17 protein-coding genes and 3 pseudogenes are annotated in these 16,364 nt (G+C 39.3%); 19 read left to right on the forward strand and 1 reads right to left on the reverse strand.

What is annotated here, in order from left to right:
• Window positions 1-15 precede the first annotated feature (15 nt).
• The 8 genes and pseudogenes from P8F77_RS01395 to P8F77_RS01430 all read left to right on the forward strand — a co-directional run bounded on the left by P8F77_RS01395 (window position 16) and on the right by P8F77_RS01430 (window position 5,376).
• Window positions 16-438, forward strand: coding sequence for a PTS sugar transporter subunit IIA (locus P8F77_RS01395; protein ID WP_347256231.1), 423 nt, complete (start codon window positions 16-18; stop codon window positions 436-438).
• Window positions 410-886: a PTS sugar transporter subunit IIB gene (locus tag P8F77_RS01400; RefSeq protein WP_024728811.1), complete on the forward strand. Its 477-nt coding sequence runs from the start codon at window positions 410-412 to the stop codon at window positions 884-886. Before P8F77_RS01395 ends, P8F77_RS01400 begins: the two co-directional genes overlap by 29 nt.
• A gap of 14 nt (window positions 887-900) precedes the next feature.
• A complete protein-coding gene (locus P8F77_RS01405; RefSeq protein WP_024728810.1) occupies window positions 901-1,683 on the forward strand; it encodes an SDR family oxidoreductase in 783 nt (260 codons plus the stop codon).
• Between the two features lie 33 nt (window positions 1,684-1,716).
• A complete protein-coding gene (locus tag P8F77_RS01410) occupies window positions 1,717-2,451 on the forward strand; it encodes a GntR family transcriptional regulator (RefSeq protein ID WP_024728809.1) in 735 nt (244 codons plus the stop codon).
• A gap of 49 nt (window positions 2,452-2,500) precedes the next feature.
• Window positions 2,501-3,139, forward strand: a complete 639-nt coding sequence (locus P8F77_RS01415) for an AAA family ATPase (protein ID WP_287518193.1) — start codon at window positions 2,501-2,503, stop codon at window positions 3,137-3,139.
• A 520-nt stretch (window positions 3,140-3,659) separates the two neighbouring features.
• Entirely contained in the window at window positions 3,660-4,481 is an 822-nt protein-coding gene (locus P8F77_RS01420) for a DNA glycosylase (protein WP_287518196.1), read from the forward strand.
• A 300-nt stretch (window positions 4,482-4,781) separates the two neighbouring features.
• Window positions 4,782-4,969 (forward strand): annotated as a pseudogene (locus tag P8F77_RS01425) (transposon-encoded TnpW family protein).
• A 65-nt stretch (window positions 4,970-5,034) separates the two neighbouring features.
• The gene (locus P8F77_RS01430) at window positions 5,035-5,376 is read left to right on the forward strand and encodes a hypothetical protein (protein ID WP_287518199.1); all 342 of its coding nucleotides are present in this window, start codon (window positions 5,035-5,037) and stop codon (window positions 5,374-5,376) included.
• A 138-nt stretch (window positions 5,377-5,514) separates the two neighbouring features.
• On the opposite strand, the gene P8F77_RS01435 is transcribed toward P8F77_RS01430, so the two are convergent.
• Entirely contained in the window at window positions 5,515-5,886 is a 372-nt protein-coding gene (locus P8F77_RS01435) for a helix-turn-helix domain-containing protein (RefSeq protein ID WP_024728805.1), read from the reverse strand.
• 112 nt (window positions 5,887-5,998) lie between these two features.
• Between P8F77_RS01435 and P8F77_RS01440 the strand changes: the two genes are divergently transcribed.
• The 11 genes and pseudogenes from P8F77_RS01440 to P8F77_RS01490 form a co-directional block, all read left to right on the forward strand.
• Window positions 5,999-6,667, forward strand: coding sequence for a flavodoxin family protein (locus P8F77_RS01440; RefSeq protein WP_270430455.1), 669 nt, complete (start codon window positions 5,999-6,001; stop codon window positions 6,665-6,667).
• A 249-nt stretch (window positions 6,668-6,916) separates the two neighbouring features.
• The gene (locus tag P8F77_RS01445) at window positions 6,917-7,279 is read left to right on the forward strand and encodes a DUF1016 N-terminal domain-containing protein (RefSeq protein ID WP_330625608.1); all 363 of its coding nucleotides are present in this window, start codon (window positions 6,917-6,919) and stop codon (window positions 7,277-7,279) included.
• 19 nt (window positions 7,280-7,298) lie between these two features.
• Complete coding sequence (locus P8F77_RS01450; RefSeq protein WP_347256232.1) at window positions 7,299-7,988, forward strand: PDDEXK nuclease domain-containing protein; 690 nt, start codon at window positions 7,299-7,301, stop codon at window positions 7,986-7,988.
• A 26-nt stretch (window positions 7,989-8,014) separates the two neighbouring features.
• Window positions 8,015-8,953 carry a hypothetical protein gene (locus P8F77_RS01455; RefSeq protein WP_287518206.1) on the forward strand — a complete coding sequence of 313 codons (939 nt, stop codon included), beginning with the start codon at window positions 8,015-8,017 and terminating at the stop codon, window positions 8,951-8,953.
• A gap of 214 nt (window positions 8,954-9,167) precedes the next feature.
• On the forward strand, window positions 9,168-10,430 hold the full coding sequence (locus P8F77_RS01460) for an IS110 family transposase (RefSeq protein ID WP_148460424.1): 1,263 nt from the start codon (window positions 9,168-9,170) through the stop codon (window positions 10,428-10,430).
• A 195-nt stretch (window positions 10,431-10,625) separates the two neighbouring features.
• The gene (locus P8F77_RS01465) at window positions 10,626-11,210 is read left to right on the forward strand and encodes a hypothetical protein (protein ID WP_347256233.1); all 585 of its coding nucleotides are present in this window, start codon (window positions 10,626-10,628) and stop codon (window positions 11,208-11,210) included.
• Window positions 11,211-11,212: 2 nt separating this feature from the next.
• Window positions 11,213-11,845 carry a hypothetical protein gene (locus P8F77_RS01470; RefSeq protein WP_347256234.1) on the forward strand — a complete coding sequence of 211 codons (633 nt, stop codon included), beginning with the start codon at window positions 11,213-11,215 and terminating at the stop codon, window positions 11,843-11,845.
• Window positions 11,842-14,220 (forward strand): AAA family ATPase, encoded by a 2,379-nt coding sequence (locus P8F77_RS01475; RefSeq protein WP_347256235.1) that lies wholly within the window; start codon window positions 11,842-11,844, stop codon window positions 14,218-14,220. The genes P8F77_RS01470 and P8F77_RS01475 overlap by 4 nt, the downstream gene beginning before the upstream one ends.
• A gap of 10 nt (window positions 14,221-14,230) precedes the next feature.
• Window positions 14,231-14,881: a hypothetical protein gene (locus tag P8F77_RS01480; protein WP_347256236.1), complete on the forward strand. Its 651-nt coding sequence runs from the start codon at window positions 14,231-14,233 to the stop codon at window positions 14,879-14,881.
• 662 nt (window positions 14,882-15,543) lie between these two features.
• Window positions 15,544-15,774, forward strand: a pseudogene (locus tag P8F77_RS01485) (sigma-70 family RNA polymerase sigma factor); the annotation flags it as partial.
• A 394-nt stretch (window positions 15,775-16,168) separates the two neighbouring features.
• A pseudogene (locus tag P8F77_RS01490) lies at window positions 16,169-16,297 on the forward strand (Maff2 family protein); the annotation flags it as partial.
• Between the last annotated feature and the right edge of the window lie 67 nt (window positions 16,298-16,364).

The raw sequence follows: 16,364 nt of genomic DNA on the forward strand, positions 1-16,364 counted from the left end.
GTTATGATACATATTATGTTAGTAAGCCACGGCCGTTTCTGTGAAGGGCTTTTAGAAAGCCTTCAAATGGTGGCAGGGGAACAGGAGGGGATATCAGCTGTCCCTCTCCTGCCCGGAGAGTCTCCGGAAGCATACAGAAACAGACTGGAAAGTGAGATAAAAGAGTACGAATCAGAGGAAGGTACTTTGGTTCTTACGGATGTGACAGGGGGAACCCCTTTTAACAGTACAGGATACCTGGCGAAAGACCATAAGATCGGTGTGGTTTCAGGTATGAATATGCCGATGCTGATCACTCTGGTTTTTGCCAGAACCGAAAAGAGCACGCTGGATGAACTGATACAGGAGGCAGTCTCTCCGGGGGCATTGGCGGTAAAGGGAATGAATTTAAGCAAAGGAGGCAGGAAGAATGGAAAACTTAGTCTTAACAAGAATTGACGACCGGCTGATCCACGGGCAGGTGATGACAGCCTGGATCAAGCAGAAAAATGCAGTACAGGTTGTCGTTGCCGATGATGAAGTGGCAGAAGACGATTTTATGATCAATGTGCTGGAAATGGCAGTGCCCGATGAGATTGCCATCGGTATATTTAACCGGGACGATGCGGTGGAATTTATGAAACAGGGGCTGGAAGCGCCTACAATCCTTCTTGTAAAAGGGCCGGAAATCCTGAATTACATGGTGGATCAAGGAATTGAAATCGATGAGATCGACGTGGGAGGAATGGGTGCAAAAGAAGGGAGAAGTGTTTTGTATAAAAATATTTCTACTAACCCGGAAGAAAATAAAAACTTCCTTGATTTGATCCAAAAGGGAGTTAATGTTTTTGTCCAGGTTATGCCTCAGGATAAACAAGTCAATGTTGCGGAGTATATTAAAAAGTAAAGGAGGCTTTTAACATGAATGCGGAGAGATTAGATGATAAGGTAACTGTCATCACCGGAGGCGGAAGCGGCATGGGAGCCGCTATGGCAAAAGAGTTTGCAAAGAGGGGAGCCAAAGTTGTAATCTTTGACCTGAATGAAGAAAAATCCATGCAGGTTGTGGAGGAAATAAAGGCCGGAGGCGGTGAGGCCTGCTTTTTCAAGACGGATGTGACGAAGAAAGAGCAAATTGATGAAAATACATGTAAAGCAGCCGAAAGATATGGTAGAATCAATTCATGGATCAACTCTGCCGGATTTTCCAAGATGGCGCCGTTTCTGGAAAGCAGTGAGGAACTTTGGGATACGACGATCAATGTGAATCTGAAAGCCACGTTCTTGTGCTGTCAGGCGGCAGTGAGACAGATGCTTGACGGAGGCGGAACAATCATCAATATGTCTTCACTTTCAGGGAAAAAGCCAAGTTCCTGGCAGACCATTTACTGCGCAAGCAAATACGGTGTCCAGGGACTGTCCCAGTCCATAGCAAAAGAATTTGCAGACAAGGGCATACGGGTAAATACCATCTGTCCGGGAATTGTCCCGACAGAGATGTGGCAGAAGTTAAAATATGAATATGCAAAGAAAAGAAATTTAGATCCGGAAGAAGTGCTCCCGTATTTTGAGAAGAATATTCCGATGCATAAGCTGGTAGATCTGAAAAATGTAACGGATGCGGCGATCTTCCTGACTACGGACAGCTCAAGCTATCTGACCGGACAGTCCATCAATCTCGTGGGCGGGGAGCTGATGGAATAATTTTAGGAACACAGTTACAGAGAGGTGTAAGCGATGAAACATGAATTGGATTTCAGCGGAAGGGAACAGCTTTATTACCAGATATATGATTATATGTATCAGGACATTGTCACCGGGAAGTATCAGATCGGGGATCTGATCCCTGCTGAGAGTGAAATGATGGCTTATTATAAGGTCAGCAGGGCTACGGTCAGAAAAGCGATGGATATGCTGGCAGATGAAGGACTGATCGAAAAAAAACGCGGCCATGGGACTTATGTAAAGAACATGAAAGCAAAAAGTGATAACCAGAAGATCGTCAATTTTTTGCGGGAACACAGTGACGGCAAGAGGGTGGCGAGCAAAAAGGTTCTGGATAAGACGGTCATTCGTGCGGATCAGGAAGTCTTAGAAAATCTTCAGCTTGAAGAGGGCGCAAAAGTGATCAGGATTGAGAGGGTCCGGTATGCAGATGAAAAGCCCATGTATATTGAGACCAATTATCTGGATTACGATTGGGTTCCGGAAGCGCTGGAGAAAGACTTTTCCAAGGAATCGCTGAGAGTTTATTATGTGAACCACTGTCACATCAAGCTGGCGAAAGCGGAAGAAAAGATTTATTCTATTTTGGCAGATGAGCGGAGGTCCAAGCTGCTTCAGGTGGAAGTGGGAGCGCCTCTGATCTATGTGAAGCGTGTTTCCTATGACGAAAACAAAATTCCAAGAGAGTATGTAGAAGCTTATTACCGGGCAGATACTTATTATCTGACAGTTGAATTAGCATTATAACAGGAGACTGCCGTTTTGCCGCGGCAGTCTGTTTATTTGGGAGAGATGTATGAAAAAAGCAATGATACTCCTTGCCGGTTATCCGGCAACGGGGAAGACGTTCTTCTGCAAACAGATTTTAAATCGGCACAATGAATTTGTTGTAGTTTCTCAGGATGAAATGAAAGAGAAGCTGTGGGACCGTTTTGGATTTGAAAATATAGAAGAAAAGATTCGTCTGGAAGATCAAAGCTGGGAGTTGTACTATGCAAAGCTGGAGGAACTCATGAGCGGGGAGTACTCGGTAATTTCGGATTATCCGTTCAGCGAAAAACAGAAGGGAAGACTTGAAAGCCTTTCCTTAACTTATGGATATCAGGTGCTCACGATCCGCCTTACCGGAAACATTGATGTGTTGTATGAGCGGTCAAGAAACAGAGATCTGGAACTGTCCAGACACCTGGCACATCTGGTGACACGATATCATGAAGGGGATGTGCTGGAAGACCGGACGAAGGCGGATGCTCTGGTGACTTATGAAATATTTAAAGACCGGTGTTTAAATAAAGGTTATGATAAGTTTCAGTTGGGGAGTCTGATTGAACTGAACGTGACGGATTATGAAAAGGTTGATTATGAGGCGGTGTTGGATCGGGTGGATGAGATATTGGATCGATTGAGACAGAATTGTGAAAAAATTTGTTTTTAATGTTTAACGGAAGCAAAAATGTGATGAATTAAATATTTTGAGGATCGTACCAGTATTTTCTATGAATTTTTAAAATATATGGAAAAAGGCAATTATTATAGTATGATATTTAATAAAGGTCGGCCTATGATAGCGTATAAAGTATGGGGGATCGACCGTTTTAAAAAAATCCGAGTTTATGCGGGATGGAGAGATATGTGAGCTTTTTGGTGAGAATTGTTGTTTTAATAGAATGACTATTTTATGCGAAGGAAATGGGTATTAGAGCTAACTATAAGTGTTTGAAATACACCAATTGAACGCGTACAAATATAGTCTTAGTGTACTTAGGATTAACAATAAGTGATCAAGATAACATCTGGAAACTGTGCAGAATCAGACAGAAGCGGTATTGGAATTATCATAGATGATACAAGCTACTCAGATATAAGGGATGTAAATAAGATAATTCCATATTAGGCAAAGAGAAAATGATGAAGTATAAAAGGAAAGTTTATATGTCTATATTATAAGGAGTATTATGATAACAAAAGAATTAGACTGTTTTAACATTGCACAGATCTGTGATTCCGGTCAGTGTTTCCGTATGAGGCAGAAGCATGACAATACATATTCGGTGATTGCAGGAAATGAATATTTGGAAGTGACCCAGAATGGAAACCAATGCACATTTCACTGTGATGAAAGGAAGTACGAGACATTTTGGAGGGAATATTTTGATCTGAATACAGATTACAAAAAATACATAGAATCAATTGATGAACAAGACCAATATCTGAAAAAAGCCTCGGAGTTTGGTTTCGGCATCCGTATTTTGAATCAGGATTTATGGGAAATGATCGTCTCATTTTTAATATCACAGCAAAACAATATTGTCCGCATCCGCCGGTGTATTGACAACATTTGTGAGTGTTATGGAGAGAAAAGATTTGACGGATCAGGGAAGCTTTACTATACATTTCCCCAAGCGGAGGAATTGGCGGAACTTCATGAGGATGCTTTGAAGGACAGCAACCTGGGGTACCGGAGCAAGTATGTGGTGCGGACTGCAAAAAGCCTGACAGAGGGAGAAGTCTCTTTGGAGGCAATAAAACAAATGCCTTATAAAGAGGCAAAGACTGAATTGATGAAACTGTATGGCATCGGGGAGAAAGTGGCGGACTGTATCTGCCTGTTTGCACTTCATCATTTTGAAGCATTTCCTGTAGACACTCACATCAGACAGGCTCTGGAAGGCCATTATCCTGACGGGTTTCCGGCAGAAAGATACAATGGATGTGAAGGAGTCATGCAGCAGTACATTTTTTATTATGAACTGATGGGAAAGAAGATGAATAAATGAAGGAGTTGAAAGTTAAGGGATCTGAGATCACAATTTTTGATGATAAAATAAGGAAAGATGACCCGGTCATCTGGATACATACTTTTCCGGGAGAAGCAGAGAATATCCGGGCACAGATGAAGGAACAGTGTATTCTTATCGGCATCACAGGTGCCGACTGGAACCAGGATTTTTCGTCGTGGCGTGCAGATAGGGTATTCGCATCCGGAGAGGATTTTGCAGGGGATGCAAGGGAGATATCTGGACATTTGGGAAAGGAAAAAAGCACAAGCCACCGCGCCGCCCGCACAGTAAAACAGAATAACCGACAGCAAAGAGGGATTTTCCAACCACGGGAAATCCCTTTTTCGCGCCCGGAAACCCGACGGTATCATCACGACGCAGAGGAACGGGCAGATCATTGTTGCGGAGTTGTTTTCAACCACAGCGGCACAGAAACATTCCGCGACAAGCTATTGAAAATGATACTTGCCGACAGGACGGAGTAAAACGGAAAACCGCTTATTTGTAAAAATCCATTCCATACTCCAGAAATGAAAGGAGCATTTCAGATATGCCAAAGACCAAACTTGAAAAAATCGCAGGTATCGAGGAGGAAATCAGACAGCTTGAAAACAAGCGGAAACAGCTTGTGCAGGAGCAAAAGGCGCAGGCGCGCAAAGACTGGACGAAACATCTTTGCCGCCGCCGCTTATCGGGCGGGGGAATGACCGCCGCCAGCAGGAGGAACAGGAAGCGTAGGAAAAGCGGCTTGCATACAACCGAGAACGGCAAAAGGAATGGAGGGAGAAACACAGATCCAGCGAGCCGGAGAAGCAAAAAAAACATTGTGGAAATGTGCATAACAGGCTATTGTGTCATGGATAACTCTGTTCACAGAACATGGAAAAGCTAAAGTGCAGCTTTCCCATATTCTGCAAACAGAGTTACCCACAACTCCATAAGACAGCCAGTTATACACATTACACACAATGCCGACGACTACGGAATCCCTCTCATTCTTATATGGTCAAAAAGATAGATAAATATAAAACTATTTTGAATTTGAAACTTTATTTTTAGAAGTTGAAAGTAGCTGTTTTTCAAGAATCGCCTGTTCTTCTCCCCACTTTTTTAACTCCTGTAACGCTGGAACCAACTTTAATCCGGCTTGTGTTAAACAATACTCTACATGAGGTGGGATTTCCGAATATTGAATACGAGTAACTAAACCATGTGTTTCCAATTCTTGTAATGAACGAGTTAGCATAATATTGGTGATACCATGAACTTGCCTTTTTAGTTCATTGTATCGTATATTTCCATAAGATAATTTCCATAAAATTGGTAACTTCCAACGACCACTGAGAAGATTGAGCGCACTTACAATTTCACAAGAGCCATTATATAAATTTCTATCAGCCATTTATTCCTCACTATTCTAGGGCACAAAAGTGTGCGTACTTGTATTTTTGTTTCTTAAAGCTATACTAATTATAACAAAAGTTTTTTGAATGTAAATAAAAAGGGAGTTTTGTATGAAAGTAACAGCAATTAACGGAAGTCCAAGAAAGAATTGGAATACGGTCGCTCTGTTAAAGAAATCTCTTGAAGGAGTCGCTTCTATTGGTGCAGAAACAGACTTGATTCATCTTTATGATTTAGATTTTAAAGGTTGTTGTAGCTGTTTTGCGTGCAAGAAAAAAGAAAGCAATCTTAATGGACATTGTGCAATGAAAGATGATTTGACAGAGGTGTTAAAAAAAGTTATATCAAGTGATATTTTGATATTCGGTTCCCCCATCTATTTAGGCAACATTACCGGAGAAATGAAATCTTTTATGGAACGGCTTATATTTGCAAATCTTTCTTATGATTCAGCAAACCGCACAAATTTTATGGGTACGATACAAACTGGTTTTATTTATACTATGGGCTTGCCACATGAAATGATAAAATCGTTTGGCTATCATTATATTTTTGAAAACAACAAAAATTACTTGAAACTTTTAAATGGACATTCTGAATATATCATTTCTGCAGACTGTTACCAGTTTGACGATTATTCAAAATATGCTGCATCAAATTTCAATGCAGAACATAAGGGAAAAATCAGAAAAAAGCAGTTTCCGATAGATTGCCAAAACGCTTTTAAAATGGGTGAAAAATTAGCCTCATATGCAAGTAATCAAGGCGTAACAGCTTAAAGCGCTGCTATCCTTATGAATTACAGATGTAACCATAAACTATGCACCGCCCCACGTGGCAGAAAGGAGGAATTTTCTATGTCTTGCACGGCAGTATCTTGAAAAGTCTTGGAGAAGCCAGTAAAATCAATAGTTCTGTGACAGATAAAGGCGCTTACTACACCACTACTACACCATTTTTGAAAGTGTCTTGATATGACAGTAAAAGCAAGTTAAAATATAATTATTATGGAAAATTGAGGTGACATAATGGAAAATCATTTGACGCCATACCAATCAGTTATTACAGAAATTAAAAGCATTATTTCTTCCGGACAAGAAGCAGCTTATAGTGCCTCTAGTAAGGCAATGCTGCTTACTTATTGGAATATTGGCAAACGAATTGTAGAGCAGGAAATGGGCGGCAGTGAACGTGCAGAGTATGGCAGAGGTTTAATTTCTGCATTGGCAGACGATTTGACAAAGGAGTTTGGCAAAAATTATTCCAAAAGGAATTTGCATTATTACATCAAATTTTATCAGTGCTTTCCCGATGAACAGATTGTGAACGCATGCGTTCACAATCTGTTCATCGGGAAAGCACATTCGGAGTCTTCTTCGCGTTGCAGATGAAAATGCGCGCTATTGGTACATGAAAGAGACTATTGATGAGAACTGGAGTTCAAGAACCTTAGATCGTAATATCAGTACGCAATATTATTATAGACTGCTTCAGGCACCCAAAAAAGATGCTGTAATTGAAGAAATGAAACAGAAAACCGCAGAGTTTCAGAAAAATCAGTTTGAACTAATCAAAAGTCCGGTGATTGCGGAATTTCTTGGTTTCAAAAATGAAGATACCTACTTAGAGGGAGATTTAGAATCTGCCATTCTTTCGCATATTAGAGATTTTTTAATGGAATTGGGCAGAGGATTTGCATTCGTGGCTCGTCAGCAGCATATTGTAACGGAAACTTCGGACTACTATTTAGATCTCGTTTTTTACAATATCGAACTGAAGTGTTATGTTCTAATCGATTTGAAGATGGGCAAAATTACTCATCAAGACGTGGGACAGATTGATATGTATGTGCGTATGTATGATGATTTAAAGCGAGGGCAGGGAGATAACCCTACCATTGGGATTCTGTTGTGTTCAGAAACAGATGAGGATCTTGCCAGATATTCGGTACTTCATGATAATGATCGATTGTTCATGTCAAAATATCTGACTTATTTGCCTACGAAAGAGCAGTTGAAAGCAGAGATTGAGAGGCAGAAAGAAATATTTTCAATGCAGCATCCGGATCTATATGTAGACGAATTGAAAAAGGATATGTAGATGCAAATAAAGAGGGGAAATGATTCGTGAGTCTATATACGAAAGAAGAATTTGACAAATTGTCAGCCATGTATGATGGTGATAAGGATAGAGATGCAACGAGTAAGATTAGAGGATTTCTATTTCAGGATTATATTACAATTATGTGTCTCCTTCAGAAGCAAGTAAAGTATGTCTGTTCAGAATATCTAGAGGATGTGGATGTATTTTTCGAGGATGGTACATTTGAGTTTATTCAGGTGAAATATTATCCGAAGACAAACCCTAATATAAAGGAAATTTCCACAGATCTCTATTATCAGTATCTACGCCTTCAGATGCTTCAGTCTACTTTAAAAGCAGTTCCGAGACTTTATATACATAGAAAGCCAAAGGTTAAGAAACCAACGTTTGATGAGATGAAAGCATATATTGGACTTGGAAATACATTGCGCAAGTCGATGGATTATTCAAATATTGTAGATCCAGTTACCTGGCTTAAGACGAATATTTACACAACGAATAAGAAAGACGTACAAAAGCAAAATCTGTTTGCGGCCATGGCTTCGGAGGACTCGTTGAACGGGTTTATGGCCGAATATGATATTTCCCACCAATTGGATATTAATGAGTACAAAGTAGAATTGATGAAAGCATTAGCCCGAAATTATCCGAATACTGATAGTGGTGGAAATGAGGAGCACTGGCAGTTAATTTTGCTTGGTCTTGCGATTTCATATATACAACGTCGTTATGAATTGGTTGATTCGAATTTTGAACATCTGCGAGTGGATAAAAAGGAATTTGATCAGTATATGTCAGATTCCGTCAGAACGAAGATAGAAAAGACTATTGCAAATTATCTGGCGGGTGTTGTTTGCGAAGAATATGGTGAGATTATAAATAATAATCTCCATTCCGCCGCCAAGTCGGCGGCACAAATAGTAATGAAAGTCTTTCACTTTTCCACATTGCTGATAAAATAGTTTTTAAAGAAGCTATACTACAAAGCACGGTGAGGTAAGTCGTAAAGACTTTCTTCGTTTTAGACAGCATAATAATCAGTGTAAGTTCCATCTTTCAAGCACAAATAAGGGGCTCTATAAGACCGTACAGTAAGAATTGTTTTAACTTCTCTGTTAAATGTGTGGTGGAACAGTCAATGGCTTCTTTATCTTATTTTGAAAGGAGTTCTTGATTATGAAAGTTGTTTATCAAACCTGTTGTGGTGTCGATGTTCACAAATCTTTTCTCGTTGCCACAATCATTAAAACCACTTCCGGTGTGGAACCTTCGTATCAAAAGAAGCGTTTCTCCACCTTTAACAATTCTATTCTGCAATTCAAAGAATGGCTTGTTAAAAACCAATGTCGCGATGTCTGTATGGAATCTACCGGAAAATACTGGATTCCCGTCTTTAACCTTTTAGAAGACGAAATAAACGTCACCATCGCTAACCCTAAATGGGTAAAAGCTGTCAAAGGCAATAAAGATGATACGAAAGATTCCAAATGGATTGGGGATTTGTTTCGATTAGGTCTGGTTCCGGGAAGTTATATCCCTTGTAAGCCGATTCGTATTCTGCGTGAATTTACAAGATACCGTTACAAACTGACTTCCTGCCGTACCAGTGAAAAGAACAGATATCAGAATGCGCTCACTGTCTGTAATGTCGCATTAGATTCAGTAGTTTCCGATATCTTCGGGAAATCAGCTACATCTGTTATTGATTACCTAATTGAACAACCTGACAATTCCATCAACCACGAAGAAATAGCTTCCAGACTGCTTCGTTCCCTAAAGAAGAAGTCTGACAGTGTCATTGAATCCATCGAAGGCTATCAGATGACTGATTCCCAAAAATATCGTATGCGCCTCATCCGCGCACATCTGGATTATATCACATCTACGATAAATGATATAGACACGATGCTTGATTCTTTGATTGCTCCATATGAAAATGCTGTCCAGTTACTGTGTACCATTCCAGGTGTTGATCGTAACAGTGCAATCACTGTTATCTCTGAAATTGGTACCGATATGACTCCGTTTTCGAATTCCAAACGTTTATGCTGTTGGGCGGGACTCACTCCCGGCAACAATGAATCTGCTGGTAAGAAGAAATCTGTCAGGATAACACGTGCCGGTGTCTACCTCAAACCTGCATTGGTACAAGTTGCCCATGCAGCCGTGAAATCTGATAAATCTCCTTACTACAAGCAAAAGTATGAACGCATCATGAAACGTCGTGGTAAAAAACGTGCCATTATTGCTATCGCCCGGATGATTCTCACTGCTATCTATCAGATGTTATCTACTGGGGAAGCATGGAATCCGACCGATTTATTTAAAATTGATATGCCAGAACCTATGAAAGAAAAACAAAAGGAAAAGGCAATCAAGCAGGCTATGAAACTTCTTATACGCGAAGGGAAAATTTCCGAATCGCAATTAGCTTCTTAGCTTTTTAAAACAATAATCTTTTTTGCGCTGCCATTAGACAGCTTATTAAAGTGCGCCTTTTATTGGCTGTCCTCTACTTTCTTTCACAGTAATGACCTTTCTGCCTTACAGACACGCATGTTGAATCGGATATACCGGAATACTTTACAATGGATAAATAAAATTGCTCAAACTGTAGATGGTCAGTATCAGCTGTTGAATACATTTAGTACGGACGATGCTAGTAAGATTGCTGCTTACAGAGGTGCGATTGTAGATGACAGATTCAGCTATATGACGGAATGTAAAACAGTCTTTCTTGTTTTTCTGGATTATCTGTGGAAGATTATGTTAGACATTTGTCAGGAGAAGGTGAATGATGAGACGGAGATTTCGGTTCACTTAGAAATGTTTGATCCGTGTCATTACATAGATTCCTCGGTTACTGACTATGTTTGTCTGAATTTTCCAGAAGATAAATATGTAAGCCATAGTGTAATTTTACCTCCGGCGGGCGGAAAGTTTAAAGGTATAAAACGAAAGATTGTGGAACGGATGGTGAATATTTCACCGAAGCCAGAAAAATGGTTTTTTGAGAATAGTAAAATTACCAAAGGTAAAAATTATTATAATTATAGTACGGCAAACGTAAATGAAAATCCTACGGTTGCGGATCTTGGTGAGGATAGTTTTTATATTGAGTGTATGGAGTGTATTGGAATTGATGAGGATGAATGGAGCGTACCGGACGTTTGCGGTGGCTGCATCTTTTCAGAGAAATGTGTTAAAGAGGAAATGTAGCTATGATTTTACAAGAAGAGTTTAAAAAGAGCGGTTATAAGGATATCCTTGTTGGGAATATAGCTTCTGAATATAGAATTAATCTGGAGGATCTCTTTGATTTGGATCAGAAGCCGGAAGAGTTGTTATGTATTTTTATCAGCGAGCAGAGAGATGATTTGTTTTTTCTTCTGGATGGAGACTTGATGGAAATCAATACCTTATGCGATCGCTGGGATGATCGAATTCGTGTGTTTATGATTATTAATGGTAAAGCAGAAATGATTCATAAACTAAAGTATAATGTTGTGCAGTTGATTGTTTATTCCAAGGAGATTCTAGATAAGAGCCGGGAGGGTAATTTGCTAATATCAAGGAAGATTCTCATTAAGGGCGATATGACAGATAAGAATCAAATTGTAATTGATGATGATGAGGTGATCGAATTACCATTTCATATGATTCCGACAGATGCATTTGCACCGGATACGGAGCAAATGAAACGATTGAGTCAGTTACTTCCTGAAGATGAGGGACTATTAGCACTAATGGAAAAGAAACGGAAAAGAGTGAACAGAAAAGAAAGAGAAGGTGTACTGGATAAGTCTTTTGAAGTGCAGGATTACGAACAGATTAAGGAGTGGCTGAAAAGATGATAGTTCGCAAGATAAGAATGATAAATTTTAGAGGGTTTAGCGATAAAACCATTGATTTTAATGCTAAGCCGGTTGTGCTTCTTTCAGCTGCAAATGGAATTGGTAAGACGACAACTGTCGATGCGATTGAGTGGTGTCTGACTGGCAACATTGGAAGATTAAAAACTGCTTTTGATGCTAGAAGTACCAATGATACTGAACGCAAGATGAATACGGATGGTATTCTAAAGAATCGTTATGCTGGAGCGAAAACGAAGGTCAAGGTAGTTCTCTGGTTAGTTGATGGAGATAAAGAGATAATTCTTTGCAGAGAACAGACAAAGGATGAACTAGATCCAAGGTCATCTAAGGCTACGATAGATGGAAATGAAGAAATGGCGAAATCATTTGTCCGGGAATATGTAGGAGATAGTTTCTATAATTTTCATTTTTGTGATGTTCAGAAGTCATTTAATGTTCAAAGCAAAAAGAGAAAGGATCTAAAGGACTTCTTTAATGAGTTTATCACAAACTATGAAGATCGTAAGATGGTTGCGGAGAATCTGGAGCTTTTTGCTGAGGATGTTGATCGATATATTGAGGATAAGAAAAAGCAGAAGGTACCGCAGACGGTGATTGAAAACCACAAGAATCAGTTATCGAAAGTTCGTGAGGATGCAAAGCAGGTTTCATATCCTTCGACCATTTTTTATCCGGATGAAAAGACAGATATAGTTGGTCTTAATAAAGAGGAGTTAAGTGCACAGAAAGCAGAAGTGTGTAATTGTGGTTATCAGGTGGTGAGAGAAGAACTTTATAAACTTGTAGAAAATGAGAATTTAAAGGCCCAGCAGGTTGTTATTAAAAAAATTGCTTCTTACTGGGAGACGAAAGAAGAGCATATTCAACGTGCGGTGAAAGCTGGATTTTCGAAGAATACGGATGCAATTATAAGTCTTGAGACCAAACTTAGTAAATTGAAGGGGTTGTCTCTTGCAAAAGATACAATCTTTCAGGCCGGAGAAGCAATGATTGCCTTCGAAATTGATGGCTTTATGAAGTCTGATTTTGATATGGATAAGAAGGTAATTAAAGAGAAAGAGGAAAATCTAAAGAAGCTCTCTGCCGAGATTGAGCTGCTTTCCAAGAATAATAAGATGCTTAAGTTGTTGTCTTCTCTTTCGGCGAATAAACAAGTGGTGATTGAACATAGAGATGCTGTTTTAAAAGAGAATGGTCTTGCCCGATGTCCCGTTTGTGGTTCGAAGTCATTTTCTACCATGGAAGAGGCTTTGATTCTTAAAGAAGCCGATGAGTATATTAAGCAAAATGGGGAATCTGTAAAGGTAAAAGAAGTACAGAAAACGTCGTTACAGACAGAGATTGAAACTCTTTATCAGAAAATCATTAATTACACAAAAACTGTCGTGGAGAAAGAAAAGGAAAGGTTAGAGGTGGAGATTAATGGCCTGAAAGCTCTAAAGGATGAGATACAGCCATATTTTGATGCGGTTAAGATATTGCAGAAATCAAGACGAGAAATCAATGTAGAAGGATTGAACGCAGAAAAGGTAGGAGAATTATTGGATGCTGTAGAGGGGATGCTTTTAGAGGAAGCCGAAGAGCAGAATGTGAGAGATGTTTATCAGAAGATTCTAACGGTTTTAGGGTATAAGTTTGAAAATGAAACAGTACAACAGACATATGAAAAAGTGAAAAATCTCATTACCACATCATATGAGATTTCGAATTTCTCTTATGATTTGTTTGTATCAAAGCTCAATGCCATCGATAGTATTCTTGCAAATCATACTTTACATGACTTGAATCAAAAACTGGAGGAGGATAATAAGAAGAATCAGAGCCTTGATGAAGAGATAGAAGAACTTCAGAAACTGAAAGATATTGCATCTTGGAGAGCAAGAGATATCAGGGAAGTTGTGGAGAAACTTTCGAAAGACGAGTACGAAAAGGTAGGTCCGACTCTTGGAAAATTCTATAATAAACTGATAAGATTTAATTCTAGTAACGGAATTAACATTGTTCAGGAGAATGAGGGAATCTCGTTAATTGATGATAAAGGTAAGAGTATCGTTAACGTTTTAAGTAATGGTCAGATCAGTGTCTTTATGTTGGCTCATTTTTTTGCGGGTATTAATGCAAGAAATGACCGTGAAAAGATGAAAGTATATTTTATTGATGACCTGACAGCATGTATGGATGATGTTAATATGCTTGCGTTCATGGATTTGCTTAAGTATCAAATGTCATCAAAAGCAACCATGGAACAGTTATTTTTCATCACCTGTGATGACCGTATTAGTAAATTGCTGAAGTATAAGTTAAGTGGACGTGGTATTGAATTATGTGAACTTTCAGAAGCGGATTTTGTGTAGGAGGGGAAGCATGTTCAAGAATGATCATACATATTTTAACACGACAATGAAAACAGAAGAGGCAAAAGAGCTGCTTTCTAATTATAATTATGCTTTGGGAAAGAAAATTAATGCCGATATAGTAAGGTATTATAATCAGATTTGCAAAAATATGAGATTACGGGTTGAGGGCAACTATATAAAACCGATCAATACATTTATCAGAACTACTAAAATATTTGAAAATCGCGAGACTTTTGGGTTTATTGTCATGGGTATTAATTGTATTCTTGTTGAATTATATTTTGAATTAATCAATGGGTATGATGCGTCAACCGATGGCAGAAATCATATTGTAGATGCATATAAAACAGTATTGCCACAGTTAGATTCTGAGATTTCTACTTCTGATGCTCAAAAGTTCTACAAAGGGATTCGTTGTGGAATAATTCATCAAGGTCAAACAAAGGAGAATACTGCCATTACATTTGAATATGATTGTATTGTGGAACATAATGGGGAGTATTATTTGTGCAATCCAGAATCGTTGTTTAGAAAATTGCAAAATCTATATGCATCATACTGGAAAAATTTATCCGAAAAAAGTTATTGTGAACCTCTTGCTCAGAAAATGATTTCCAAATTTACCAAGATACTCGAACATGACACAGTAGTTGAATAGTCAAGAACACCGGATTAGACGATGGCTTGCTTTGACCATATGATGCTCTGCTACCGTTATCATAAATAGGATGGAAATTATTTGTTGATCTTCTTGTTGGAAATCTCTTTCAGAATTCGAAGAGCCGGAGATTATTAATAAATTTCCCAGGAAATACATCCAAAGATTGTGCCATATATTGTAGAATGAAATGTATTGGACAATGAAGAAATACAAGAAGGTCTATATCAATCACTCCTTGTTGCCGGACATGCTCTCTCACGTTTTCTATGAGATACACTTTGTGCGAATATTGTGAATGTGGGTATGAATGTGAAAACGTTGCGATATCTGAGGAGACATTTTGATGCAGTATTACACTGAGTGTTTATATTTATACAAGTTATGACCGGACAGCGGAGTAGATGACAAAACTCATAGGTATTCCGGAAGTCAAAACACTGGATATGGTTAAGAAAGAATGGACTTAATACATCATTTACTACACCATTTGCCCGTGAATTTGCGTAGATTTACATAGATTTGCGTGAGTTTGGAACAAAAAACAAAAAATGAAAAAAGCGTCAGAAAGCTTGAAATATCAAGGTTTGAAGGCTTATGAAGGGATATAAAAGATATGCTAAAAATTTTATTCATCTGCCACGGCAGCATACAAAGAACACATCATATATACTTTCAACGGTTTCTGCAAAGTTGTCATACGCTACGCGGCTATCAACGCATGGCGGGAACGGAGCAAACGGCGGCAAAGGGAAATATCCTTTGAATACCTCACAGAAGAAAAATTTTACCCATTCAGTACATCAGATGAATGTTTCGCAGACCCCTATGAGGAATACCGTATCACGAGATGCGGTCAGACAATTATTCTCACAAAAAACGGTGGCTTATCTCTGCCCTGTTCCAGTTCCGCTTTGGCAGTAAATGAAAATAAAAACTGAATAACCGCCGCCCATTACAGTGGTACATACAAGCAGTAAGTCTGAAAAAGATTTGCTGCTTTTTTTGCGCCCGTTTTGGCAGAATCCGCACACAGCAAGCCGGGGGAAAATCGGCACAAGCCCACACAGAGAAAGCCGCCACATTCTAAGAGCAAGATTCTACCATAGTACTAAATTTCGCCAATCGCTCATTTTGTCCTATGGGAATCTTGTTGGGGTTGCCACCCCAAGCCCGCCTTTTTGCGGCTTACGCCGCTTGAATGAATCCACCCATGAAAGGAGGTCAGCCGACCATGAAAAAATATAACACGCCCCACCGAAGCCGGGTAATCAAGACACGCTTGATATGAATTTTTTCAATAGCGCAGTAGACGTTTTGCAGACTATCGTTGTTGGTCTGGGCGGTGCCTTTTGCGTGTGGGGCGGCGTCAGTCTTTTGGAGGGCTACGGCCAGGATAACCCGGCTAGCAATGCTCATGTGCCATAAAGTAACGCCAAGACAGCCGCCCTATATTATTCCGTTTTGAAATGTAAGGATAGAA

This window comes from Anaerostipes sp. PC18 (assembly GCF_039789045.1).
Taxonomy (GTDB): domain Bacteria; phylum Bacillota; class Clostridia; order Lachnospirales; family Lachnospiraceae; genus Anaerostipes; species Anaerostipes hominis.